This is a genomic window from Devosia ginsengisoli, from assembly GCF_024707105.1.
GTDB classification, from domain to species: Bacteria; Pseudomonadota; Alphaproteobacteria; order Rhizobiales; family Devosiaceae; genus Devosia; species Devosia ginsengisoli_A.
Window position 1 is genome coordinate 742,085 of record NZ_JANQAJ010000006.1, and the last position, 22,526, is coordinate 764,610.

Below are 22,526 nucleotides of genomic sequence, written 5' to 3' on the forward strand. Positions count from 1 at the left end.
GCCGCTTTTGCTGGAAACGCTCTAGATCAGGATCTTGTCGATCGCCTTGGCCAGAGCGATGTCCCGGGCGCTGAGGCCGCCGGCGTCGTGGGTGGAGAGGCGGATGGAGACGCTGTTATAGCTGTTGGACCAGTCGGGGTGGTGGCCGGCTTTTTCGGCCGCCAGGGCGACCCGGCTCATGAAGGCGAAAGCCTCGGAAAAATCCTTGAACTTGAAGACGCGGTCGATCGCGCTGGCCGCCTCGTCATAAATCCAGCCATTGAGGCCGCGCAGGCCCGTTTCCCGTTCCGCGTCGCTCAGCTTTTCGACCATGCCGTTCACCTGTTCCAGACCTGCAGCATCGCATCCCTAGACAGGCAAAGCGACGCTTCCGTGGCGGGTGTTAACGCGGCGGCAAGCAATTTGGCCGCAGCGTGATGACCAACCCGGATGGCCGATAGCCGGCCGGGTCAAATTCAGATCCGCGAGCGAGGGGGCGGCGCGTGGTTTGGACCAGACGAGTTGCGGCCTTTGGCCTGATCGGGGCGCTGGCCATTCCGGCCGCCGCTGCGACCGAGCTGGTGGTTTATCACAACTGGGCTTCGCCGGCCGAGCTGACGGCGCTCAACGTGCTGCGCGACGCGCTTGAAGCGCGTGGGCACAGCTGGGTGTCATTGGCCATTCCGCATGATGCCAATGGCGATATCGATGTGGTGCAACTGATCCAGGCCGGGGCCACGCCCAATGTCTTCCTGCAGTTGCAGCCCGATATCTATCGCAGCCTCGATGCCGAGGGAAAAGTGCTGCATCTGGAGGCGCAGTTTGCCGAGAGTGGCGTGCTGGCGCAATTTCCGCCCGTGGTGCGCGACGCCATCACCGTCGATGGCGCCATCGTCAAGACACCGGTCTCCATTCACGCCGATGCGATGATCTATTATAGCCGCGCCGTGGCGGAGGCCGCGGGTATCGACCCCGAAAGCTGGACCTCGCTAGAGGATATGTGGGTCGATTTCGATGCCGTGCGGGAGGCGGGTTTCCAGCCCATTGCGCAGGGCGCCCAGCCCTGGCAGGTCGGCTACCTGACCCATGCGCTGGTGGCGAGCCTGGCTGCCCCCGGCGTCTATGCCGGGCTTTACGGCGCCGTCACCGATCCGGCCGTGCTCTACGATGCCAGCCTGCGCGAGGTGTTTGCCTGGCTGCGCCGCTTCCAGCAGGAAGCCGATGCCGGGGCGGCGCAGCGCGACTGGAACATGGCCACCAATATGGTGATCAACGGCGCGGCTTTGCTGCAGGTGCAGGGCGACTGGATGAAGGGAGAGTGGCGCGCGGCGGGGAAGACTGAGACCGAGGACTATGGCTGCCTTTTCCTGCCCGGCGCGGCGCATCTGCCGGTCACCGTGGATAGCTGGGGCCTGCTGGGCGGCGTCCCGCCCGAAGTCGAAGCCGCCGAACGGACCTTCGCCGATGTGGTGGTCGATGCCGATGTGCAGGCGCGCTTCGCCGCGGCCAAGGGCTCCACGCCGGTTCGGTTCGATGCGCGCGGCGGCGCGGATGCCTGCTCGCAAAAGGTGCTGGCGGCGCTGGACCGGCCGGATTTCGCCCGGCCCACGCCACACCTGACGGCGCCTCCGGCCTGGATTGCGGCGGTGTGGGATATCGCCAACGCCTATTGGAACGATCCGGCCATGACGCCGGAAGCGGCGATTGCCGCACTCAAGGCCGCCCAAACGGCGTTCTAGCGCCCGCCCCCTGCCGAAGCAGCCGGTGTTAAGCTGTTGTTCACCCTGCCATCGGGAATTTCCGCGACCCCATAGGCGTTTTGCTCAAAGCAAGGCGTTCTTAAGGGCTTAGGGGTTTCTATAGCTGCTAACCAGGGGAACTACGTGTTTACCTCAGCGCGAAAGACAATGCCGGCCCTCGACTATGTGTCGATCATCCGCTCGGTCTACAGGGACCGGCGCGCGATGTTGGCGGCTGCGTGGGGAACGGCGCTGGCAGCGGCGCTGAGCGCCTACAAGTCCCAATCATTGCCGCTTTTCGCCATTGCCCTGGCCTTCATCATCATGGGCGTGCTGCGCTATGCCGATTCGCGCGCCTTCCAGCGGGCGGATATCGGCAGCGACGATGCCGAAGCGGCCGAACACTGGGAAAACCGCGCCGTGGTTTCCGGTGCCCTGACGGGCATCGTCTATGGCGCGTGGTGCTTCATCTCCATGGTCGTCGTCAGGGATCCTTTCGCCGCGCTGACCAGTGCCACGCTGACCACGGCCGCCATGGTGGGCCTGGTGGCCCGCAATTTCGGGCTGGATCGCCTGGTCACCATACAGATGGTGCTGGTCATCCTGCCGCTGTCGGTCGGCTATGCCATGCATGGCGATATCTACCATATCGTGCTGGCCCTGCTGCTCGGCATCATGCTGGCGAGCTTCCGCAAACTGGCCGCCGACACCCGCTCCATCCTGCTCAGCGCCGTGCATGGCCGCGTCGAGGCCTCGCGCCTGGCGGCAGAACTCGACATGGCCATGACCACGCTCGAGCATGGCCTGTGCATGCTCGACGAGCGCGGCGTCATCTCGGTCGCCAATGAGCGGGCGGTGCGCCTGTTCAACCTCATGGGCCAGTCCGACCTGCTGGGCCAGCCGGTCAGCGCCGTGCTCGGCACGCTGGGCGATAGCGGCGTGCTGCCACGCACCGCAGTCGATCGCCTGCTCGACGTCATCGGCAAGCATACGTCGGGCAAGGTGCTGCTCTGCCTGCCGGCGGGCCGCTATTACGAAGTTTCGGTCAGCTCGCGCCTCGAGCGCAGCGTGCTGCTGTTCGAAGACATCAGCGAGCGCATCGCCTCGGAAGAGCGCATCAATTTCATGGCGCGCCACGATACGCTGACCGCGCTGCCCAACCGCACCTATTTCGGCGAATTGGCCACCGAGGACATGGAGGCCCGCCGCTTCGCCGGAGCCCGGCCGCGGCTGGTCTCGCTGATGATCATCGACATCGACGACTTCAAGCATGTCAACGACACGTTCGGCCATATCGTGGGCGACGAATTGCTGATGCAGGTGGCCAACCGCCTGCGCCAGACCGTGCCGGCCGAAGCCGTGCTGGCGCGGCTGGGCGGCGACGAATTCGTCATCTATCGCGGCGCCGTGGGCGATGCGGCGCAGGCCCAGGCCGATGCCACCGCTATTCTCGGTGCGTTTTCCGAGCCATTCCGGCTCGAAGGGCTGACGCTGTCGGTTACGGTCAGCGTCGGGCTGACCACCAGTGCCATCGCCACCGAAGCCCTCGACGACCTGATGACCAAGGCCGACCTGGCGCTCTATTCGGCCAAGGGCGACGGCAAGGCCCGCAGTCAGCTGTTCCACGCCCAGATGGATATCGACTACCACTATCGCCAGCGGCTCAAGGCCGATTTGCGCGATGCGGTGCGGGATGGCGCCCTGTCGCTTTCCTTCCAGCCGCTGTTGGACATCGCCACCCGCAAGGTGGTGACCTGCGAGGCGCTGGCCCGCTGGAACCATCCCGAACTGGGCCCGATTCCGCCCTCGACCTTCATTCCGCTGGCCGAAGAAATGGGCCTGATCTCCACCATCACCTCCTGGGTGATCGGGCATGCGACCGAGCAATGCAGCCATTGGCCGGGCAATGTCGGCGTAGCCGTCAACATTTCGGCGCGCGATTTCCGTGGCAGCGACCTCGGCAACCTGGTGGAAGACGCGCTGGCCCGGTCCGGCCTCGATCCGGCGCGGCTCGAGATCGAAGTGACCGAGACGGCCGTGATCGAGGAGCGCGAGATCGCCCATCGTGTGCTCAGCGACCTGGCCGCCAAGGGCATTGCCATTGCGCTCGACGATTTCGGTACCGGCTATTCGTCATTGAGCTATCTCAATGCTTTGCCCTTCACCAAGCTCAAGATCGATCGCTCCTTCGTGGCCGATATTGCCAGCAATCCGCGTTCGCTGCGCCTGCTGGCCAATGTGGCCCGGCTGGGCCGCGATCTCGACCTCACCGTCATCGCCGAAGGGGTCGAGACCGAAGAGCAGCTCAATACCATGCTGGCGCATACCGAGATCCAGCAGGTGCAGGGTTATTTCTTCAGCCGGCCGCTGCCCGAGCGCGATATCGGCGAGCTGATCGGCCGGCTCAATGCTGCCCAGGCCACGCCCCAGGCAAACCTTCGGCATGGTTAATCTGCATTAACACTTTGTAAACGAGTATTAATTCTTGCCCGACAGGTCTTCACGTCGGTGCGATCATCATTTTTTCCAATGCCGACATGCCTAACAAAAGATTAATATCCCCGCAGACTAGGGGACTTGGTAATGAGTTCGGCATCCCAGCAAAGCAGTGCGCCCTCCCGTTTCGCCCTGACCTTGATCGATCTGCTCGACCGGGTGCAGTACCGGCGCGTCTCGGTGGAGGATCAGCTCGATCCGATCTACCGGCTGCGCTACGAGGCCTATCGGCGGGAGGATTTCATCCCCGTCAATTCCGAGCAGATCACCCGCGACACCTATGACGAAGCGCCCAATTGCTATGCTTTCGGCGTCTATATCGACGACAAGCTGGTGAGTTCGATCCGCCTGCATTTTGCCACGCAAGAGCAACGGACTTCGCCCAGCCTGGGCATCTGGCCCGACGTGCTGGGCGGCATTCTCGACAATGGCGAGACCTATCTCGACCCCAGCCGCTTCACTGCCGACCGCGACGCCACCCTCGCCTTCCCGGCTCTGCCCTACCTGACGCTGCGTCTCGGCGTCATGGCCAGCGAGTATTTCGGCGCGACTTACTGTCTTTCTTCGGTTCGCCCCGAACATGCCCCTTTCTACAAAAGGGTGTTCGGTTCGACCCAGTTGGCCGGCGAGGGCCACTGGGGCGAACTGGCCTTTCCCGTCTGCCTCTATGCGACCTATCTGCCGGTGACGCTGCCCCGCATCATCGAGCGCTATCCCTTCTTCATGTCGACGCCGGAAGAGCGGGAAATCCTGTTCGGCGCCGAACCCCGTGCGATCCAGGCCATTGCGCCCACGGCACGCCAGGCACACCGCCTGCGCCTGGTGGGCGCAACGGAAGAAGCCTGACGCTGAAGGGAAGTGGTGCCGCTTGCGTGACTCGAACACGCGACCCCATCATTACGAATGATGTGCTCTACCAACTGAGCTAAAGCGGCAACGGCTGGCCTTTTACGTTGGGTTTGCGGCCGGTGCAAGAGGCAAGGGGGCTTCCGCGGGCAATTGCGGTGGCAGGGGATCGGCGGCCGGGCGTCCGGTGACGGTCATGGGGATTTTCCACTCGAAGGCGTCGAGCTTGCCGGTGACCGGCGACATGGGTTCCCATTCGTCGCTGACCAGGCCATCGGCGGTCCAGGCGGGGTCGCGCGGCGCGCGCACGGCGCGGGCCAGCCATTCGCGGGCCTTGCCCTGGTCGCCGCTCTGGCCCTCCTCGATTTCGGCCATGAGGCTCGCCACGCCCTGCGTCGCATCGGCGCCGATAAAGGGCGCCAGCGCCTTGCGGGCCAAAGGCCAGTCATAGGCGTCGATGGCTGATCGAGCCAGGACCATACCGGCGGCGCGATGGGGCGGCGGGGTCTGGATGATCTCGCCCAGGCGCTTGAGCCGTTCCACCGCCGAAGCGCCGGGCTGGGCATGGGCATAGAGCGTGGCCACATCCGGATGGCCGGTGGCGCGCCAGATGCGGCGCAGCAGGCTCATGGCCTTGCGCGTATCGCCCCTGTTGATGTGGATGCGGGCGGCGATCAGTGCGGCGGGCACGAAATCGGGCAGCAGTTTCAGCGCGGTCAGGGCGTGGTCGAGCGCGGCCAGCGGATCGCTGGTTTCGGCCTCGCGGGCGCGGGCGGTTTCGATCACCGCCTGGCGGCGGCGCTTGCGGGCGCGGTCCTCGCGGCTCTGCGCCTGTTCGACATTGACCATGGCCACGGCGGCGGCCCATTGGCCGCGCCGCGCCAGGTCGTCGAACACGGCATCGGCCGCCCAGCCGCTTTGCGGCGCCAGCGCCAAAGCCTTGCGGGCAAAGGTCAGCGCCGCCTCGGGCCGGTGCTGGGCGCGCGCCTGGTCATAGAGTCCGGTGAGCGCCGCCACGGCGGTCTTTTCGCTGGCGATAAGGGCGCGGTAATGCTCGCGGGCGGCCGGCATGTCACCCAAAGCCAGGTCGGCACGGGCCTCGAGCAGACGTGCGGCGGCATTGGTCGGCAGGCGCGCTTGCGCATCTTGGGCCAGCATGCGGGCGCGAGCCGGATCGCCCGCCTGCAGGGCCACGATGGCGTCGGACAGGGCTTCGACGCCCTGTTCACGTCGGCGTTCGCTGCGGCGACGGGCCATGTTGCGTGGCGCCGAGAGAATGCGGCGGATTATCGCCCAGAGCCCGATGACCAGGATGGCGATGACGATGAAAATGACGATAGCGGCGCCCAAGCGCGGCTGCATGCGATAGCCGGCCGCTTCCAGCGTCAGCGTGCCAGGCAGCGAAATGAGCCAGGCCGCCAAGGCGGTGACGACGAGGCTGCCGGTTATCCACGAGGCGAGGCGGATCATTGGCCGGCCTCGCCGGACAGGGCGCTGACGCGCAGATTGTCGAGGAAACGCGTGGCCTCGGCCTGGCCGGCGACCAGGGAAGGCAGGTCCTCGCCGGCTGCCAGCATCGGGGCGGGCAGCGAGGCGAGCAGGGTCTCGGCGGCGATGAAATCGCGCCGGGCAATGGCGCCTTCGAGGCGCGACATCACCGCGTCGGGCGTGTCGCCCTCGATTTCGCCGGTAGGCCGAAGCGCAATGGCCGAGCGGAACCAGTCGAGCGCGCCATCCTGCCATTGGGCATTGGGGTCGGCCGGGCGCCCGGCCAGCATGGCTGGCAGCACGGTGGCGAAGCGGCTGGCAATGATGTCGGGTCGGGGGAGGCCGGTTTCGGCATTGTTGGCGATGGCTGACGGCACGGTTGCCGCGGGCAGCGCGGCGCGGAGGGCGCCGAGTTCGTTGGCATAGGGCCGGCCGGTGTCGAAGGCGGTTTCCAGCCCCGACAGGATCAGCGGCAATTGCAGTACCGCACCGATATCGCCGGGTTGCTCGGCGAGGGTCGCGGTGGCTGCCGACATCGTGGTGTCGAGCGTGCGCAAGCCGGCTTCGGCGGTGCCGAGGCGTGCGGCGACTTCATCGAGGCGTGCGGTCAGGGCCGCCAGGTCGGTGCGCAGCGTTTCCACTGCGCCGGTATCGGCGGCAGGCACCGGTGCGTTGGCGAGCCTGTCGATCCGCGCCGTCAATGCCGCAATGTCGCCCTCGATATTGCCGAGATCGACAGGAGCGGCGCTGGCCGTGGCGGGCGCTGCCGGCTCGGCCGATTCCAGTGCGCCGATGCGCTGATTGAGCGCCGCCAATTCGCTCTGCGTGGTCTGGGTCACCGTTTCGAGTTCGGGAATGGCGGTGGCGAATTGCGCCAGGCGCGGGTCCGCGGCGGGGGTAGGGGCCGGCGTGGTCGGCCACAGGCCGAGCCAGGCCAGGCCATAGGCTGCGACGAGACCCAGCACGCCGCCCGCCACAGCGGCGCCAAAGGCAAAGCCGCCGGATGCCGGGGCAGTGTCGGCCGGCTTGGCGCGCGGGGGTGGTTCCTTCGCCGGGGCAGGCTTGCTTTCAGGCTTGGCTTCGGGCTTGCCGGCGCCGGTTTCGCGCGCCTTGAGGTCGAGCACCGGCGGCTTGACCGGGCCGGTCTTGCTCTCGGTCGGCTTGGGATCACTGTCCTTGCTATCCGCCATTGCTGACTGTCCTCTTCTCGGAGCCGATCATGGCCCAGTTTGCTCGCGGGCAAAAGCCAAAGCGAGCGACATCATGGCGTCTTCGTCGGGCCGATCAGCCAGGCTGATGCGGCTGAAGCGGGCTTCCAGCAGCGGTTCGGCCACCGCTTCGGACATGCACAGCATGGCCAGCCGGCTGCGGCGGGTGCGTGGCAGGGCGTCGGCCAGCCGGGCAAAGACCTCGGCCGAGCGCCGCGAATAGGCCAGCACCGCGCCGATTTCCTCGCCCAGCTCGGCCAGAACAGCATCAGGCAGGGCATCGGCCGCTACCATTTCGTAGACTTTTGCTGTCGCCACCATCACGCCCAGAGGGGCCAGCGCCTTGGCGAGGTCGGCGCTCTGGTGCTTGCCGGCGGGATAGAAGATCGGCCCTTTCATGCGGGCAATGGTCATGGCGTTGACCAGATCCTGAAAGGCTCCCGCCGCGCTGCTGACTCGCTCGAAGCCGGCTTCATTGGCTTCGCGCGCCGTATGGTCGCCCACGGCGAAAACCGGCAGGTGCCGATAGGGCGCCAGCATGTCCCGGTCGGCGAGGGCACGGACGGCATTGGCTGATGTCAGCACCATGGCGGTGAAGCCATCGGGCGGCGGCAGGCTGGAATCGAGCGTCTGCCGTACCATGAGCGGCACGGCAACACCGGCGATGCCGAGCGCATCGAGCCGCGCCAGCGTCGCCTGTGCGTCGGGCTCGGGCCGTGTCACCAGCATTTTCATGAGCGTTGCGCCCATTGTGCCAGCCAGTCGGTGCCGGCCTGGGCGATCAGGTCGTCGCCCACCTGCCGGCCAAGCGCTTCGGGGTCGCTGCCGGTGGCGGCGCTGTTGAATTCGGTGCGGCCGTCCAGGCTCAATATCTGCCCCTTGAGGGTGAGGGTTGCGCCATCGAGCCGGGTCAGCGCGCCCACCGGCGTGCGGCAGGAGCCGTCGAGCACGGCCAGCATGGCGCGTTCGGCCGCGATAGAACGGTGGGTCGGCTCATGGTCGAGCGCCGCGACGAGTTCGGCCATGCGCGCGTCATCGCTGCGCACGGCCAGGCCGATAGCGCCCTGCGCCGGGGCCGGCATGAAGATTTCGGGGTCGAGCAAGGCGGTGGCGCGGTGGCCCTCGCCCAGGCGGTTGAGCCCGGCCATGGCCAGCATGGTGGCATCGGCCACGCCATCGAGCAGCTTCTGCAACCGCGTGCCGACATTGCCGCGGAAGGGTACGATGGTCAGGTCCGGCCGCGCCCGCAAAACCTGCGCGGCGCGGCGGATGGACGAGGTGCCGAACTTGCCGCGCTCGGGCAGGTAGTCGATATCCCGCGCCTTGACCGACAGGAAGGCGTCGCGCACGTCCTCGCGTTCGAGAAAGGCGACGAGCCGGATGCCGTCGGGCAGACGGGTCGCCACGTCCTTGGACGAATGCACGCCGATATCGACGCGCCCGGCCAGCATGGCCTCGTCGATTTCCTTGGTGAACAGGCCCTTGCCGCCGATTTCGATCAGGCTGGCATTGCTGGCCTGGCTGCGGTCGCCGCCGGTGGAAATCACCTCGATGGCGATATCATCTTCGCTGACGCCATGGGCCTCCGACAGCAGGCGCCGCACCAGCCGCGCCTGGGCCAGAGCCAGCGGGCTGCCACGAGTTCCGATGCGGGCGAAGGGGGCGGGCGATTGCAATGTCTTTGCGTCCTATAGTAGGCAGAACCATCCCCAGAGGGAGTAACCAGTTCGTCGTGACCGGGCAAGCGCCAGCCATTATCCTCGGCATAGAGACCAGCTGCGACGAAACCGCGGCGGCGGTAGTCCTGCGCGACGAATCCGGCAGAGGCACGATTCGTTCCAATGTGGTGCGCAGCCAGCTCGATGAACATGCGGCATTCGGCGGCGTGGTGCCCGAACTGGCGGCGCGGGCCCATGTCACCTATCTCGACCACATCATCGCCCAGGCCTGCCGCGAGGCCGGCGTGACGCTTGGTGATGTCGACGCCATTGCGGCCACGGCCGGGCCGGGGCTGATCGGGGGCGTGCTGGTGGGCCTCACCACGGCCAAGGCGCTGGCGGCGGCGCTCGACAAGCCGCTGATCGCGGTCAATCATCTCGAAGCCCATGCGCTGACGGCGCGGCTGACCGATGGGGTGCAGTTTCCCTATCTCATGCTGCTGGTGAGCGGCGGGCACAGCCAGTTCGTGCTGGTGCGCGGCGTGGGTGACTACGAGCGCTGGGGTACGACGATAGACGATGCGCTGGGCGAAGCCTTCGACAAGGTGGCCAAGCTCCTGAGCCTCGGCCATCCCGGCGGTCCGGCCGTCGAAGCCATCGCCAAATCGGGCGATCCGAAACGCTTCAAGTTTCCGCGCCCGCTGCTGCGCGAGGCCCGGCTCGATTTTTCCTTCTCCGGCCTCAAGACCGCGGTGCGGCTGCAGGCCGAGGCGCTGGCGCCGCTCAGCGACCGCGATGTGGCCGATATCGCCGCCAGCTTCCAGGCATCGGTGGCCGAAATTGTCGCCGTGCGGGCCGGGCAGGCTCTGGCGAAGTTCAAGGCCGAACTGCCGGAGGCCACGCCGCAACTGGTGGTGGCGGGTGGCGTCGCTGCCAATCAGGCCATCGGCGCGGCTTTGCGTGCCGCCTGTGCCGAGGCAGGTGCCGCGCTCATCGTGCCGCCCATCGCGCTCTGCACCGACAATGGCGCCATGGTCGCCTGGGCCGGGGCGGAACGTTTCGCTCTCGGCGTACATGACGGGCTCACCTTCACCGCGCGGCCGCGCTGGCCGCTCGATCTCGAAGACATGAAGGTTGCGCCCGATGCGGCTTGAAACGGTATCGGTCATCGGCGGCGGCGCCTGGGGCACCGCGCTGGCACAGGCGGCCGCCATGGCGGGCCGAAGGGTGTCGCTGGTGGCGCGCGATGCGGCCCAGGTCGACGAAATCAATACCAGCCGCACCAATGTCCGCTATCTCGGGACGCAGCAATTGCATCCCGCCATTACTGCCGCGACCAGTGCGAGCCTGGCCGATATCGTCATCCTCGCCGTGCCGGCGCAGGCGAGCCGCATGGCCCTGGGCGCGCTCGACCCGGCCTTGCTCACCGGCAAGCCGGTCGTGCTATCGGCCAAGGGGCTCGAAACCGGCACGCTGGAGCGGCAGAGCGAAATCCTGCTCGACATGGCGCCCGAAGCCATTCCCTTTGTGCTGTCCGGCCCCAGCTTTGCTGCCGACGTGGCCGCGGGTCGACCGACCGCCGTGACGCTGGCGGGCGACGATGCCAGTGAGACCTCGGCGCTGGCAGCGGCCCTGGCCGGCCCCAGCTTCCGCCCCTATGCCGCCGATGACCGGATCGGGGTCGAAATCGCCGGGGCGCTCAAGAATGTCTATGCCCTGGCCTGCGGTGCCGTCGAAGGCGCGGGGCTCGGCGCCTCCGCCCGTTCGGCGCTGATTGCCCGGGCCTATGCCGAAATGGCGCGCATGGTCGCGGCCATGGGCGGCTCGGCCACGACGCTCACCGGGCTGGCCGGGCTGGGGGACCTGACGCTGACCTGCACCTCGGTGCAGTCGCGCAATTACCAGTTCGGCATGGCCTTGGGCCGCGGCCAGTCGGTCGAGGCAATCATGGCCGGCGGGGCCAAACTGGCCGAGGGCGTCGCCACCACGCCGGTTGCCGATGCGCTGGCCAGAAGCCTCGCTGTCGAGGCGCCACTGATCCAGGCGGTGCATGCCGTGCTCAGTGGCAGCGCCGATATTGCCACAGTCGTTGCGGGGCTGATGTCCCGCCCACTCAAACGGGAGGATTGATCCCATGCCGCTCTTCGTCATGATCGCCAAGGACAAGCCGGGCACCGGCGACAAGCGTACCGCCACGCGTCCGGTGCATATGGATCACCTTGCCGCCATGGGCGAAAAGCTGGTCTTTGCCGGCGCGCTGATGGGGGATGATGGCAATCCGGAAGGTTCGCTGCTGGTGCTCGAAGCTGATAATCTCGAGGCGGCCAAGGCGGTGCTGCTGGCCGATCCCTTCGTCTCCGAGGGTATTTTCGGCTCGGTCGAGGTCAAGCCCTGGCGCATCGCTTTCAATCATAGCGGACGGGAGTTCTAGCCATGGCCTATTGGCTGATGAAATCAGAGCCTGATGTCTTCTCCTTCGACGACATGATGGCCAAGACGAAACACGGCGAACCCGAGCAGTGGCATGGCGTGCGCAATTACACGGCGCGCAACAACATGATGGAAATGCAACTGGGGGACCTGGCCTTCTTCTACCATTCCAATATCGGCAAGGAGATCGTTGGCATCATCAAGGTGATCGCCCTGGCCCATCCCGACACCACCGCCGAGCCCAATGACAAGGGCAAGGTGGTCTGGCAATGCGTGGATGTGGAAGCGGTGAAACCCTTGCCGCGGCCGGTGACCCTGGCCGAGGTCAAGGCGACGCCCGAACTCGCCAATCTCGAACTGGTCAGGCTCTCGCGCCTGTCGGTGTCGCGGGTCGGCGAGGATGAGTGGAAGCTGATCTGCAAGATGGGTGGGCTTTAGGTTTCCTGGGGCTGGTGTTCGTGGCTTTACCCCCACCCTCATTCCCTCCCCACAAGGGGGAGGGAAGCCTGGCCGGTGGATGAGGTAGCATTGGACCACTGCCCTCGCCCATGCGCCTCCCTCCCCTTGATGGGGAGGGACTGAGGGTGGGGTGACGGGGGCCACTGAGCCACGGTCGAGAGACGCTAGGCTATAGGCTCTTCGGGCGCTATCCTTCCCCCCTGCGCAAAACAGCGCTTCGGGGGAGAACATCATGTCGCATTTCGCCGTCAACTGGCTGGCCGTGATCCTGGCCACTGTTGTGAGCTGGGGCTTCGGGGCCGGCTGGTACATGTTGCTGGCCAGGCAGTGGACCGCCGCCATCGGCAAGAAGCCGGAAGATATCAACAAGGCCGATTACACGCCCTATCTCTGGTCGGTGCTGTGCCTCGCCATCATGGCCTATTTCATCGCCCTGTTGACGCCGCTGCTGACGGGCTCGCTCAGCGTCACCAATGGCCTCATCGTCGGTGCGCATATGTGGCTGGGCTTTATCGTCACGTCGATGGTGCTCAATCACCGCTACCAGGGCGCGCGCTGGTCGCTGACGCTGATCGATAGCGGCTACCTGCTGGCGGTGCTGCTGATCGATGGCGCTATAATCGGGGTATTCGGTTGAGGCGTTTGCGCCTCAGCTCTCCACCACGATGGGCGGCACATGCTTGGGCTCGGCCGGCGGGGCGTATTTGTTCAGCAGGCCGACCTGGGTGATGGAGAAGATCACGGTCAGCGGCATGACGCCCCAGACCTTGAAGGCCACCCAGATATCGGTCGAGAAGTTGCGCCACAGGATCTCGTTGATCACGGCGAGCACCACGAAGAACAGGCCCCAGTTGAGCGTCAGCCGGCTCCAGCCTTCGGGGCGCAGCTTGTAGACGTCGCCGAACACATATTTCAGCAGCGACTGGCCGAACAGCAAGCCGCCCAGCAGCACTGCCGCGAACAGCGAATTGGTGATGGTCGGCTTGATCTTGATGAATGTGTCGTCCTGCAGCCACAGCGTCAGCCCGCCGAAGATCAGCACGACGACGCCGGTCACCAGCGGCATGACGGCGATCTTCTTGAGGATGATCCAGGTCAGGACCAGCGAGATCACCATGGCGCCCATGAACCAGGCGGTGGCGACGAAGATGTCGGCGCGCGCATTGGCGATGAAGAACACCACCAGCGGGCCCAGTTCGAGCGCCATCTTGGTGAGCTGCGGGCGCAACTCGTCCCAGTTGATTTCGGGCTCGGCTTTCTCGGTGGCTTTTTCGACCATGGGCAAGGCTTTCAGTTCGACGCGTTGCAATGTGAGGGCAAGCGCCGGGTGATGCAAGGCGGGATAGACCGCAAGCGTGGTGAGATTGGGGCTATTCCCCCCGGCAATGGCCCGAGCGAAGTCGCTGGCGGTAAATGGTTCGAGATCGCCCACGCTTTCGCCCACGCCGATGAAATGCACCGGCAGGCCGAATTTCCGGGCGATGGCGACCAGAATCCCGCCGCGCGCCGTGCCGTCCAGCTTGGTCATGACCAGCCCGGTTACCCCGGCGCGCTGGCCGAAGATTTCCACCTGCCGCAACGCGTTCTGCCCCGTCGTGGCGTCGAGCGTCAGCAGGGTGGCATGGGGCGCCGTGGGGTCGACCTTCCTGATGACGCGGATGATCTTTTCGAGCTCGTTCATCAGCTCGTCGCGGTTCTGCAACCGGCCGGCGGTGTCGATGATCAGCACGTCGCGGCCTTCGGCCCGGGCCTGCGTCACGGCATCGAAGGCGAGCCCCGAGGCATCGGCGCCGGCCGGACGGCTGATGACAGGGGCATTGGTGCGCTGGCCCCAGACCTGCAATTGCTCGATCGCGGCGGCGCGGAACGTGTCGCCGGCCGCCAGCATCACCGACTTGCCCTCGGCGGCGAATTTCTGCGCCAGCTTGCCGATCGTGGTGGTCTTGCCCGAGCCGTTGACGCCGATCATCAGGATGACGAAGGGCTTTTGCGTCGTATCGATTTCCAGCGGTCTGGCCACGGGGCCCAGCACTTTCTCGACCTCGGCGGCCAGCACGGCGCGCACATCCTCGCCTGATACATCGCGATCGAAGCGGTCGCGGCGCAGGGTTTCGGTGATTGCCATGGCCGTCTCGATGCCGAGATCGGCCTGAATCAGCACATCTTCCAGTTCGTCGAGCGTCGCCGCATCGAGCTTGCGCTTGGTGAAGACCGAGGTGATCGAGCCGGTGAGCTGGTCCGAGGAGCGTTTGAGGCCGGTGGCCAGCCGGGCAAACCAGCCCTGGCGCGGCGCTTCGACAGGCACTTCAACCACGGCGGGCGGGTCGATGGCGACCGGGATGGTCTCGACGTCAGGCTCCGGTTCAGGCTGCGGCGCGGCGGCGGCTTCGTCCTCGATATCCTCGACATAGTCAGGCGTGGTCTCGGGCGGACCGGGGAATGGGACCGGCTCGGGCTCTGGCACCACGTCCGGCGGTGGCGCTGGCGTGGGCGGCACAGGGTCGGGCGCCGGGACCGGCGTTTCCGGACGCGTTTCGGGCGGCGCCGGCGTATCGCCGCCAAACAGGCGCTTGAAAAATCCCGGCTTCTTGTCGGTCATGCGTATGCCTTTGGTCCGTGCCACGACCTCGTCCTTCGACAAGCTCAGGATGAGGTCTACTGGTTGGCTCGTTCTTTAAGTCGCCCTCATGGTGAGCCTGTCGAACCACGAGGGCGTGCCCAGATCAAGCCGCTTCGCGCAAAGCCTCGCCCACCAACCCGTCGGCGGCAATGCCGGTAATGCGAACGGCCAGCAGCTCGCCCGGTTGTGATCCCGCTACGGCCACCGGCACGAATTGTTCGGTCCGGCCCAGCCCGTTACGCTCGATCAGCACATTCTCGACCACGCCGACCCTGCTGGCGCAGAGTTTTGCGAATTGCCTGTCGCCCTCGGCGCGCAGCAGTGTCGCGCGGTCGCGGGCCACGCGCTTGCTGACCTGCGGCATGCGGGCGGCGGGGGTGCCTTCACGCGGGGAATAGGGGAAGACATGCAGATAGGTCAGGTCCGCCTCGGTGACGATAGCAAGCGTATTGGCGAACATGGCATCGGTTTCGGTGGGGAAGCCGGCGATGATATCGGCGCCGAATACCATGTCGGGGCGCAGCGCACGCAGCTTGCCGACAATGGCCAGCGCGTCGTCGCGGCTGTGCCGGCGCTTCATGCGCTTCAAAATCATGTCGTCGCCCGATTGCAGGCTCAGATGCAGATGCGGCATCAGGCGCCGGTCTGACGCCACGGCGTCATAGAGCGCTTCGTCGGCCTCGATGGAATCGATCGAGGAAATGCGCAGGCGCGGCAGGTCGGGCACATGGCGCAGGATGGCCTGGGTCAGCTTGCCGAGCGTCGGGCTGCCCGGCAGGTCGGGGCCGTAGGAGGTGATGTCGACGCCGGTCAGCACCACTTCGCGATAGCCATTGGCGACGAGCTTTTTCACCTGCTCCACCACCATGCCCATGGGCACGGATCGGGAAGGCCCGCGACCATAGGGGATAATGCAGAAGGTGCAGCGGTGGTCGCAGCCATTCTGTACCTGCACGAAGGCGCGGGCGCGGCCATCCATGCCCTCTATCAGGTGGCCGGCGGTTTCCCGCACGCTCATGATGTCGTTGACCTGCACCTTGTCGTTGAGCGGCGTGCCGAAGACCATGGGCGCATAGCTTTGCGCCTTCATCTTGTCGGCATTGCCGATGACGAGGTCGACCTCGGCCATGTCGCCGAAGCTGCGGGCCTCGGTCTGGGCGGCGCAGCCGGTGACGATGATGCGGGCTTCGGGATTGTCGCGACGGGCCTTGCGCACGGCCTGCTTGGCCTGTTTCACCGCCTCTGCAGTGACAGCGCAGGTGTTGATGATGATGGCATTGTCGAGCCCGGCTTTCTGGGCCTCTGATTTCATCACCTCGGCTTCATAGGCGTTGAGCCGGCAGCCGAAAGTTACCGTTTCCACGGCCATCAGGCCGCCACCTCGTTGCGCGCCCAGATGCCGGTGGCCGGGTCCAGCGTGCCGGTCCATTCGCGCTCGGCGGGGCCGGTCAGCACGACATGGTCGTCGTCGCGCCATTCGATGAACAAATCGCCACCCGGCAGGGTGACGGTCGCCGCGCGCGCCGTGCGGCGGGTGCGGGCGCCATTGACCACGGCGGCGCAGGCCGCGGTGCCGCAGGCCTCGGTCAGGCCTGCGCCGCGTTCCCAGGTGCGCAGGATGATCCTGTCCGGCGCCATAACCTGGGCAATGGAGATATTGGCGCGTTCGGGGAAGATGGGGTGGTTTTCCAGCATCGGCCCGAAGCGATCGAGCGCGTAATTCCACACATCGTCAAGCACCCAGAAGGTGGCATGCGGATTGCCCATTGAGGCGACCGAAGGCGAATGCAGCACCGGCGCGTCGATCGGCCCGATCTGCAATTCGATCTTGCGGGTATCGGCGAATTCCTCGGCAAGCGGAATGTCGTACCAGGCGAATTTGGGCGTGCCCATATCGACGGTGATCATGCCATCGTCGCGGGTTTCGCCGAACAGGATCCCGGCCACGGTCTCGAAGGTGAAACGCTGCCGGCCCTGCTCTGACGTGAGAACCTGCACGACGCAGCGCATGCCATTGCCGCAGGCCTGGGCGATGGAGCCGTCCGAATTGATGATCTCGATATAGTTCGCGGTGCCCGGCGTACGCGGATCATGCACGGCCATGATCTGGTCGAACTTGGTGCCCTCGGTGGCATTGATGGCGATGGCCGCTTCAGGCGTGACCCGGTCGGCGCGGCCGCGCATGTCGGCCACGATGATCTGGTTGCCCAGCCCGTTCATCTTGAGAAACGGCACGCCGCTCAATGGTCTGCCTCGCCGGAGGTTTTGCAACGAATGGCCCTATATGGCGGATAGCACGCGAAATTGCCAGTGGCCGGAATGAACAGCCGCCATGCAGCCCATCCGGCACGGCGCCATACGTACCGCGGAAAACCTAAAATTGTTCATATTCTGTAAGGGTTTCGCACTTCATGGCGCTTTAACCAGCATACCAGTCTGGGCGGGTCAAAGCCCGGCTTGTCGGTTATCTTCACCGCAGATGTTGAGGATCGACCCATTCTGTCATCGCTTAGGAGCCCGGCCCCATGAACATGACCATGCAGACCGACCAGATCATCACCGACTGGCAGCCGCATTTCCCGTCCCTGTGGGGCAATCATTCGCTGGCGCTGAGTCACCGCCTGGCCGCCTCGCCGCTGTTCAGCGATGACGCGCTGGCGCAGTTGATCGACAAGAGCCCGCGCGAGGCCTACCACGTCAATTATTCGCAGAAGACGCCGGGCAACCCGCCCAAGCGCCGCGAGGGCGAGATCAAGGGTTTGTCCGGCAAGGAGGTGCTCGATGTCGTCAGGAATGGCAATATCTGGGTCAATCTCACCGCGCCGGCCAGCGTCGATCCGGCCTATGGCGAGCTGCTCGACAGCCTCTATGCCGAATTCGAGGAGCGCGTCCCGGGTTTCAAGAGCTACAAGCGGAACCTCACCATCCTGATTTCTTCGCCCAATGTTTCGGTGAAGTATCATTCCGACGTGCCGGGCCAGAGCCTGTGGCAGGTGCGCGGCACCAAGAAGGTCTATGTCTATCCCGCCAATAAGCCCTTCATTTCCCAGCCGGCGCTGGAAAAGCTGATCCTGGGCCAGTTGCGCGAAACCGACATGCCCTATGAGGGCTGGTATGACGACTATGCCGAAGTCCATATGCTGGAAGAAGGCAAGATGCTGCATTGGCCGCTCAACGGGCCGCATCGCGTGGTCAACGAGAACATGATGAATGTCTCTTTCACCACCGAGCACTGGACCGACGAGCTGCGCAAGCATTATGCGGTCAACTATGCCAATGGGTTCCTGCGCTCGAAGCTGGGGTTCAACAAGCTCAGCCAGCAGGTGACCGGCGCCTCGTATCTGGCCAAGCTGGGTCTGGCGGGTCTCGTCAAGTTCACCCCGCTCAATCCGCAGAAGAAGAAGGTCTATACGGTCGATTTCCAGGTCGATCCGGCCGCGCCCGAAGGCGTGCGCGACATCGAGGGCTATTCCTTCAGCAAATGACATCGCTCTCGGCTCTTCCCCGCACCGATGAACGGCGGCACTTTCATGCTGCCGACCGCATCGGTGCGGAGGTTTCCGCATTGCGTGCCGATGTGGTGCGGACGCGCGAGGCGTTCGATGCCATGGCCCATCAGTGGCAGGGGCTGGAGTGGCAGGCCGATGGCGCCGTGCTGTTCCAGGGCAGCGGCTGGGCCAGGGCGATCTTCGATTTCGAGGCCGCGCGCGGCAATGCCGGTTTCGATCCGGTCGTGGTCACGCTCAGTGACGGGCAGCGGCTCGTCGCCGTGCTGCCGCTCGAACGCATCCGCACCCGCGCCCGCACCGTGCTGGCGCCGCTCGGCCATGCCTTCAGCCAATATTCCGATGTGCTTGTTGGGGCCGGGCTGGAGCCGCGCGATGTGATCGCACGGCTGCTGCGCACCGCCATCAAGGCCGCACCCTGCGACGCGGTGAGTTTCCTCAAGGTGCGCGGCGACAGCCTGCTGGCCAAGGGCATGCCGGACAATCACCTGGTAACCGGCACCGAACAGGGCGCGCCCTATGTCGCGCTCAGCGCCTTTGCCGACTACGCCGCCTATTTCCAGACCATCAAGTCCAAGACGCGCAAGAATATGCGCAATGCGCGCAACCGACTGGAGCGCGACGGCGCGGTGACCCACCATATTGCCGAAAGTGCCGAGGAGACGCTTGATGTCATCGAGCGGACCCTCAGCGGCCGCGCCAATCGCCTCAAGGACCAGGGCCTGACCTCCCGCGCCTTCCGCGATACCGCCTTCACCAGTTTCTGCACTGCCATGGCCGCGCGAGCGGACCTGCCTGTGCTGGCCATGTCGCTGCGCCACAAGGACGAGCCCATTGCCGAGCAATGGGGCTTCATCCACAAGCAGCGCTACTATGCCTTCGTCGCTTCCCGGGATTTCTCCAATTCCGACGAAAGCCCCGGCAAGCTGCATCTGGGTGAAGTCATTCATGCCTGCGCCGAGCGCGGCCTTGCCGGTGCCGACCTCATGGTGCCGGTCATGCCCTACAAGCTCACCTGGGCCACCGAAGTGGTGACGGTGCGCGACTATGCCCTGCCGGTCACCCCGCGCGGTATGCTGGTGCTCCATATCTGGGACAAGACGATGCGGCCCCTGTTCAAGCAGACCGTATTGCGTATGCCGAAGGGGCTGCGCAGCCTGATGATGAAGCTGGCCGGCCGGGGGCTTTAGTCCGGACTTGAACCAAACGTCTTGAGACCTCCTCACCATGAGGTCTACTGGTTATTCGACATGCCGATTGCCCATAGACATAGCGCTGCCGTCTCGGCGCTTTCCCTGACCGGTACCGAATCCGTGCTCGAGATCGGCTGCGGTCATGGCGTCGCGGTGCGACTGGTGCTGGATCGGCTCACGTCAGGCACCATTACCGCGCTCGACCGTTCGGCGAAGATGATCGATGCGGTCGCGGCCGGCAATGATGCCGCGCTGGCCACCGGTCGGCTGGTGACGCGGGCCGAAGCACTGGAAGATGCCGATTTCGGCGGCGCCACCTTCGACGCCATCTTCGCCGTCAATGTCGACCTCAACCTGCGGCTGGGCACGCGCTGGCCTTCCATGCTGAAAAACCTGCTGCGGCCCGGCGGGCGTATCGTCCTTGCTTTCGATCCGCCGCCCGACAGCAGCAAGGGCCATGCCTTTGCCACGAAGTCCCTCGACCGGCTGGCGGCGGTGGGTTTCAGGGCCACGTTGTTGCCGGCTCATGGCAAGGTCACGGTCATCCGGGCCGAGGCCTAGCGCCTTTTCTTGACTCTCCCGCGCCTTTCCCCTAAACGCTGGCCCATTCATCAGGCACAAGTTCCTGACCAGCCGACCGGGACCCCCAGTGGTATAAACCGATCCCGGAGGCCACCATCCGCCAGCGCGTTGCGCCCGCGGGTGGGTTTGGCGTTTGGACCGATGGATCCTATGTCTCGCGGGTAACCCGCAGAGAAGGACCAGTTTATGTTCGAGAGCCTTTCAGACCGGCTTGGCAAAATCTTCGATGGACTCCGCGGCCGCGGCGCGTTGAACGCTGCCGATGTCGAGGCAGCCATGCGCGAAATCCGCCGCGCGCTGATCGAGGCCGACGTTTCCCTCGAAGTGGTCCGGGCCTTTGTCGAGCAGGTCAAGGAGCGCGCGGTTGGCGCCGAAGTCACCCGTTCGGTGACGCCGGGCCAGCAGGTGGTCAAGATCGTCCATGACGAGCTGGTCTCGGTGCTGGGCGACAGTGCCGTCGCCATCGACCTCAATGCCAAGGCGCCGGTGACCCTGCTCATGGTCGGCCTGCAGGGCTCGGGCAAGACCACCACTACCGCCAAGATCGCCAAGCGCCTCACCGACCGGCAGAAGAAGAAGGTCCTTCTCGCCTCGCTCGATACGCGCCGCCCCGCCGCCATGGAACAGTTGCGCGTACTGGGCGAACAGGTGGGCGTCGATACGCTGCCCATCGTCACGTCGGAAACCCCGGTCGAGATCGCCCGCCGCGCCGAGCGCGAAGGCCGTCTCGGCGGCTATGATGTGCTGATCCTCGATACGGCCGGCCGCACCCATATCGACGAAGAGCTGATGGCCGAAACGGCCGAGATCAAGGCCATCGCCAATCCGCATGAAATACTTCTTGTGGTTGACGCTCTCACTGGCCAGGACGCCATCAACGTTGCCCGCAGCTTCGACAGCCGGCTCGATGTGACCGGCATCGTCATGACCCGCGTCGATGGCGACGGCCGTGGCGGCGCGGCGCTCTCCATGCGCGCGGCCACCGGCAAGCCGATCAAGCTGATCGGCGTCGGCGAAAAGATGGATGCGCTGGAGGATTTCCATCCCAGCCGCATCGCCGACCGCATCCTGGGCATGGGCGATATCGTCTCGCTGGTCGAAAAGGCCGCCGAGCACGTTTCGGCCGAAGACGCCCAGAAGATGGCGAAGAAGCTCAAGAAGGGCTCTTTCGACCTCGAGGATTTGCGTGCCCAGCTGCTGCAGATGAAGAAGATGGGTGGCATGGGCGGGCTCATGGGCATGCTGCCCGGGGCCGGCCAGATCAAGAAGGCCATGGCCAATTCGAATGTCGACGAGAAGGTGTTCGATCGCCAGATCGCCATCATCAATTCGATGACCAGGAAGGAGCGGGCCAATCCCGACCTGCTCAATGCCAGCAGGCGCAAGCGCATCGCCGCCGGCGCGGGTGTGGAAGTCAGCGAGATCAACAAGCTGAGCAAGCAGCACCGCCAGATGGCCGACATGATGAAGAAGGTTGGCAAGGGCGGCATGGGTGCGCTGGGCGGCATGTTTGGCGGCAAGATGGGCAATATGCTCGGTGGCATGCCCGATCTGTCCAAGATGGACCCGGCCCAGCTCGAACAGATGGCCCGCCAGGCCGGCATCGACCCCAGCGCTCTCAAGGGCCTGCCCTCGGCAGACCTGCCTGCGCCCAAGGCATTGCCTGATAATGTCGGCGCCCTGCTCAAGAATTCCGGCAGCCCGCTGCTGCCCGGTCTCGGCGCCGGTGGCGCTCCCCGTTTCCCCGGCCTTCCCGGCCTGGGCAAGAAGAAATAGTCGTTTCAACCAAACCTAGGATACCAAGAAAATGGCCCTCAAGCTCCGTCTCGCCCGTGGTGGCACCAAGAAGCGCCCGTTCTACCACATCGTCGTTGCCGATGCCCGTTCGCCCCGCGACGGCCGCTTCATCGAAAAGCTCGGCACGTTCAACCCGCTGCTGGCCAAGGATGCGGAAAACCGCGTCGTGCTGAACACCGAGCGCGCCAAGCACTGGCTCGATGTCGGCGCCCAGCCGACCGACCGCGTGCTGCGTTTCCTCGATACCGCCGGTATTGCCAAGCGCGATGCCCGCAACAACCCGGAAAAGGCCAAGCCGGGCGAGAAGGCTACCCAGCGCGCTGAAGACAAGGCCGCCAAGGCTGCCGCCGTCGAAGAAGCCAAGAACGCTCCCAAGGAAGCTCCGGTCGAAGAAGCTCCTGTCGTTGAAGAAGTCGCTGAGGCTCCGGCTGCCGAGGAAGCTGCTGCGGAAACCACTGCCGAGTAAGTCCGGCACCGAAAATACGAAAGCCCCGGTGCGCGAGCGCCGGGGCTTTTTGTTGTCTC

21 protein-coding genes, 1 tRNA gene and 1 pseudogene are annotated in these 22,526 nt (G+C 65.4%); 13 read left to right on the forward strand and 10 right to left on the reverse strand.

Annotation, left to right across the window (positions count from 1 at the left end):
• Positions 1-21: 21 nt before the first annotated feature.
• A complete protein-coding gene (locus NVV79_RS07475; RefSeq protein ID WP_303987688.1) occupies positions 22-312 on the reverse strand; it encodes a 4a-hydroxytetrahydrobiopterin dehydratase in 291 nt (96 codons plus the stop codon).
• 170 nt (positions 313-482) lie between these two features.
• Between NVV79_RS07475 and NVV79_RS07480 the strand changes: the two genes are divergently transcribed.
• The 3 genes from NVV79_RS07480 (at position 483) to NVV79_RS07490 (ending at position 5,060) form a co-directional block, all read left to right on the forward strand.
• On the forward strand, positions 483-1,718 hold the full coding sequence (locus NVV79_RS07480; RefSeq protein WP_303987690.1) for an ABC transporter substrate-binding protein: 1,236 nt from the start codon (positions 483-485) through the stop codon (positions 1,716-1,718).
• A 168-nt stretch (positions 1,719-1,886) separates the two neighbouring features.
• Complete coding sequence (locus tag NVV79_RS07485) at positions 1,887-4,169, forward strand: bifunctional diguanylate cyclase/phosphodiesterase (RefSeq protein WP_303987692.1); 2,283 nt, start codon at positions 1,887-1,889, stop codon at positions 4,167-4,169.
• Positions 4,170-4,301: 132 nt separating this feature from the next.
• Positions 4,302-5,060: a hypothetical protein gene (locus tag NVV79_RS07490; protein ID WP_303987693.1), complete on the forward strand. Its 759-nt coding sequence runs from the start codon at positions 4,302-4,304 to the stop codon at positions 5,058-5,060.
• Positions 5,061-5,073: 13 nt separating this feature from the next.
• On the opposite strand, the gene NVV79_RS07495 is transcribed toward NVV79_RS07490, so the two are convergent.
• From NVV79_RS07495 to hemC, 5 genes are all read right to left on the reverse strand, one after another.
• Positions 5,074-5,149 (reverse strand) — tRNA-Thr (locus tag NVV79_RS07495).
• 13 nt (positions 5,150-5,162) lie between these two features.
• Positions 5,163-6,530 (reverse strand): heme biosynthesis protein HemY, encoded by a 1,368-nt coding sequence (locus NVV79_RS07500; protein WP_303987695.1) that lies wholly within the window; start codon positions 6,528-6,530, stop codon positions 5,163-5,165.
• On the reverse strand, positions 6,527-7,738 hold the full coding sequence (locus NVV79_RS07505) for a COG4223 family protein (protein ID WP_303987697.1): 1,212 nt from the start codon (positions 7,736-7,738) through the stop codon (positions 6,527-6,529). Before NVV79_RS07505 ends, NVV79_RS07500 begins: the two co-directional genes overlap by 4 nt.
• A gap of 27 nt (positions 7,739-7,765) precedes the next feature.
• The gene (locus NVV79_RS07510; protein WP_303987698.1) at positions 7,766-8,506 is read right to left on the reverse strand and encodes a uroporphyrinogen-III synthase; all 741 of its coding nucleotides are present in this window, start codon (positions 8,504-8,506) and stop codon (positions 7,766-7,768) included.
• Positions 8,488-9,432, reverse strand: coding sequence for a hydroxymethylbilane synthase (hemC, locus tag NVV79_RS07515; protein WP_303987700.1), 945 nt, complete (start codon positions 9,430-9,432; stop codon positions 8,488-8,490). Before hemC ends, NVV79_RS07510 begins: the two co-directional genes overlap by 19 nt.
• Positions 9,433-9,509: 77 nt before the next feature.
• Between hemC and tsaD the strand changes: the two genes are divergently transcribed.
• The 5 genes from tsaD (at position 9,510) to NVV79_RS07540 (ending at position 12,940) form a co-directional block, all read left to right on the forward strand.
• Complete coding sequence (gene tsaD, locus NVV79_RS07520; protein WP_303988353.1) at positions 9,510-10,568, forward strand: tRNA (adenosine(37)-N6)-threonylcarbamoyltransferase complex transferase subunit TsaD; 1,059 nt, start codon at positions 9,510-9,512, stop codon at positions 10,566-10,568.
• The gene (locus tag NVV79_RS07525; protein ID WP_303987701.1) at positions 10,558-11,544 is read left to right on the forward strand and encodes an NAD(P)H-dependent glycerol-3-phosphate dehydrogenase; all 987 of its coding nucleotides are present in this window, start codon (positions 10,558-10,560) and stop codon (positions 11,542-11,544) included. Before tsaD ends, NVV79_RS07525 begins: the two co-directional genes overlap by 11 nt.
• A 4-nt stretch (positions 11,545-11,548) precedes the next feature.
• Complete coding sequence (locus NVV79_RS07530; protein ID WP_303987702.1) at positions 11,549-11,845, forward strand: YciI family protein; 297 nt, start codon at positions 11,549-11,551, stop codon at positions 11,843-11,845.
• A gap of 2 nt (positions 11,846-11,847) precedes the next feature.
• Complete coding sequence (locus NVV79_RS07535; RefSeq protein WP_303987704.1) at positions 11,848-12,282, forward strand: EVE domain-containing protein; 435 nt, start codon at positions 11,848-11,850, stop codon at positions 12,280-12,282.
• A gap of 253 nt (positions 12,283-12,535) precedes the next feature.
• Positions 12,536-12,940 (forward strand): DUF1761 domain-containing protein, encoded by a 405-nt coding sequence (locus tag NVV79_RS07540; RefSeq protein ID WP_303987705.1) that lies wholly within the window; start codon positions 12,536-12,538, stop codon positions 12,938-12,940.
• A gap of 12 nt (positions 12,941-12,952) precedes the next feature.
• Here NVV79_RS07540 and NVV79_RS07545 read toward each other — a convergent pair whose 3' ends face one another.
• The 4 genes and pseudogenes from NVV79_RS07545 to dapF all read right to left on the reverse strand — a co-directional run bounded on the left by NVV79_RS07545 (position 12,953) and on the right by dapF (position 17,143).
• Positions 12,953-13,582, reverse strand: a complete 630-nt coding sequence (locus NVV79_RS07545; protein ID WP_303988355.1) for a septation protein A — start codon at positions 13,580-13,582, stop codon at positions 12,953-12,955.
• Between the two features lie 99 nt (positions 13,583-13,681).
• A pseudogene (ftsY, locus tag NVV79_RS07550) lies at positions 13,682-14,902 on the reverse strand (signal recognition particle-docking protein FtsY); the annotation flags it as partial.
• Positions 14,903-15,026: 124 nt separating this feature from the next.
• Positions 15,027-16,292, reverse strand: a complete 1,266-nt coding sequence (gene mtaB / locus NVV79_RS07555) for a tRNA (N(6)-L-threonylcarbamoyladenosine(37)-C(2))-methylthiotransferase MtaB (protein WP_303987707.1) — start codon at positions 16,290-16,292, stop codon at positions 15,027-15,029.
• Positions 16,292-17,143: a diaminopimelate epimerase gene (gene dapF, locus NVV79_RS07560; RefSeq protein ID WP_303988357.1), complete on the reverse strand. Its 852-nt coding sequence runs from the start codon at positions 17,141-17,143 to the stop codon at positions 16,292-16,294. Before dapF ends, mtaB begins: the two co-directional genes overlap by 1 nt.
• 305 nt (positions 17,144-17,448) lie before the next feature.
• Here dapF and NVV79_RS07565 point away from each other — a divergent pair, with 305 nt between their 5' ends.
• The 5 genes from NVV79_RS07565 (at position 17,449) to rpsP (ending at position 22,467) form a co-directional block, all read left to right on the forward strand.
• Positions 17,449-18,408 carry a hypothetical protein gene (locus tag NVV79_RS07565; protein WP_303987709.1) on the forward strand — a complete coding sequence of 320 codons (960 nt, stop codon included), beginning with the start codon at positions 17,449-17,451 and terminating at the stop codon, positions 18,406-18,408.
• Positions 18,405-19,619: a GNAT family N-acetyltransferase gene (locus NVV79_RS07570; RefSeq protein ID WP_303987711.1), complete on the forward strand. Its 1,215-nt coding sequence runs from the start codon at positions 18,405-18,407 to the stop codon at positions 19,617-19,619. Before NVV79_RS07565 ends, NVV79_RS07570 begins: the two co-directional genes overlap by 4 nt.
• 60 nt (positions 19,620-19,679) lie before the next feature.
• Entirely contained in the window at positions 19,680-20,183 is a 504-nt protein-coding gene (locus NVV79_RS07575) for a class I SAM-dependent methyltransferase (protein WP_303987713.1), read from the forward strand.
• Between the two features lie 207 nt (positions 20,184-20,390).
• Positions 20,391-21,980 (forward strand): signal recognition particle protein, encoded by a 1,590-nt coding sequence (gene ffh / locus NVV79_RS07580; RefSeq protein ID WP_303987715.1) that lies wholly within the window; start codon positions 20,391-20,393, stop codon positions 21,978-21,980.
• A gap of 31 nt (positions 21,981-22,011) precedes the next feature.
• Positions 22,012-22,467, forward strand: a complete 456-nt coding sequence (rpsP, locus tag NVV79_RS07585) for a 30S ribosomal protein S16 (RefSeq protein WP_303987717.1) — start codon at positions 22,012-22,014, stop codon at positions 22,465-22,467.
• The last annotated feature ends 59 nt before the right edge of the window (positions 22,468-22,526 follow it).

Excerpts from the sequence above, each read along its gene's own strand:
- NVV79_RS07535 (WP_303987704.1), top strand. The coding sequence starts at position 11,848 with ATGGCCTATTGGCTGATGAAATCAGAGCCTGATGTCTTCTCCTTCGAC.
- ffh (WP_303987715.1), top strand. The coding sequence starts at position 20,391 with ATGTTCGAGAGCCTTTCAGACCGGCTTGGCAAAATCTTCGATGGACTC.
- NVV79_RS07510 (WP_303987698.1), bottom strand. The coding sequence starts at position 8,506 with ATGGGCGCAACGCTCATGAAAATGCTGGTGACACGGCCCGAGCCCGAC.
- NVV79_RS07505 (WP_303987697.1), bottom strand. The coding sequence starts at position 7,738 with ATGGCGGATAGCAAGGACAGTGATCCCAAGCCGACCGAGAGCAAGACC.
- NVV79_RS07475 (WP_303987688.1), bottom strand. The coding sequence starts at position 312 with ATGGTCGAAAAGCTGAGCGACGCGGAACGGGAAACGGGCCTGCGCGGC.
- mtaB (WP_303987707.1), bottom strand. The coding sequence starts at position 16,292 with ATGGCCGTGGAAACGGTAACTTTCGGCTGCCGGCTCAACGCCTATGAA.
- rpsP (WP_303987717.1), top strand. The coding sequence starts at position 22,012 with ATGGCCCTCAAGCTCCGTCTCGCCCGTGGTGGCACCAAGAAGCGCCCG.
- NVV79_RS07500 (WP_303987695.1), bottom strand. The coding sequence starts at position 6,530 with ATGATCCGCCTCGCCTCGTGGATAACCGGCAGCCTCGTCGTCACCGCC.
- NVV79_RS07485 (WP_303987692.1), top strand. The coding sequence starts at position 1,887 with ATGCCGGCCCTCGACTATGTGTCGATCATCCGCTCGGTCTACAGGGAC.
- NVV79_RS07525 (WP_303987701.1), top strand. The coding sequence starts at position 10,558 with ATGCGGCTTGAAACGGTATCGGTCATCGGCGGCGGCGCCTGGGGCACC.
- NVV79_RS07490 (WP_303987693.1), top strand. The coding sequence starts at position 4,302 with ATGAGTTCGGCATCCCAGCAAAGCAGTGCGCCCTCCCGTTTCGCCCTG.
- NVV79_RS07575 (WP_303987713.1), top strand. The coding sequence starts at position 19,680 with ATGCCGATTGCCCATAGACATAGCGCTGCCGTCTCGGCGCTTTCCCTG.
- NVV79_RS07545 (WP_303988355.1), bottom strand. The coding sequence starts at position 13,582 with ATGGTCGAAAAAGCCACCGAGAAAGCCGAGCCCGAAATCAACTGGGAC.
- NVV79_RS07530 (WP_303987702.1), top strand. The coding sequence starts at position 11,549 with ATGCCGCTCTTCGTCATGATCGCCAAGGACAAGCCGGGCACCGGCGAC.
- NVV79_RS07565 (WP_303987709.1), top strand. The coding sequence starts at position 17,449 with ATGAACATGACCATGCAGACCGACCAGATCATCACCGACTGGCAGCCG.
- NVV79_RS07570 (WP_303987711.1), top strand. The coding sequence starts at position 18,405 with ATGACATCGCTCTCGGCTCTTCCCCGCACCGATGAACGGCGGCACTTT.
- NVV79_RS07540 (WP_303987705.1), top strand. The coding sequence starts at position 12,536 with ATGTCGCATTTCGCCGTCAACTGGCTGGCCGTGATCCTGGCCACTGTT.
- dapF (WP_303988357.1), bottom strand. The coding sequence starts at position 17,143 with ATGAACGGGCTGGGCAACCAGATCATCGTGGCCGACATGCGCGGCCGC.